This is a genomic window from Pantoea sp. ANP04, assembly GCF_041982285.1.
GTDB lineage: Bacteria > Pseudomonadota > Gammaproteobacteria > Enterobacterales > Enterobacteriaceae > Pantoea > Pantoea eucalypti.
In genome coordinates, this window is record NZ_JAUTYS010000091.1 from 1 (window position 1) to 601 (window position 601).

General features: G+C 61.9%; 1 protein-coding gene. It reads right to left on the bottom strand.

From position 1 onward, the window contains the following. The coding region (locus tag Q7C21_RS22490) for an MFS transporter (RefSeq protein WP_375151157.1) at positions 1 to 601 on the bottom strand (601 nt) is incomplete at both ends.

Below are 601 nucleotides of genomic sequence, written 5' to 3' on the forward strand. Positions count from 1 at the left end.
TGTGGGCGTACTTGCCGACAAAGGGCGACATCAGCACCGGCAAAATGCCAATCGGTGCCACGGCCAGACCGGCCCAAGTGGCGGTGTAGCCCATCTGGGTCTGCAACCATTGCGGCAGGATCAGGTTGATCCCGAAGAACCCGGCGTAACCGCCCACCAACACGATGGTGCCGATGCGGAAGTTGCGATGGGCGAACAGCCGCAAGTTGACCACAGGATGCCGATCCGTCATTTCCCAGATCACGAACACCGCCAGGGCAATCACCGAGATCAGCGTGCCGGCGATGATGAAGTTGGACTCGAACCAGTCCAGGTCGTTGCCCTTGTCGAGAACGATCTGCAAGGCACCGACCCCGACGATCAGGCTCAGCAGGCCGATATAGTCCATCGGCTGGCGGCTGGTCACCACCGGTCGCGCCTTCAATTGCTGCTGAACCACCCAGGCAGCAAACAGGCCGATCGGCACATTGATAAAGAAGATCCACGGCCAGCTGTAGCTGTCGGTGATCCAGCCACCGAGTATCGGCCCGGCAATCGGCGCCACCACCGTGACCATGGCCAGCAGCGCCAGGGCCATCCCCCTCTTCGCGGGCGGGTAGAC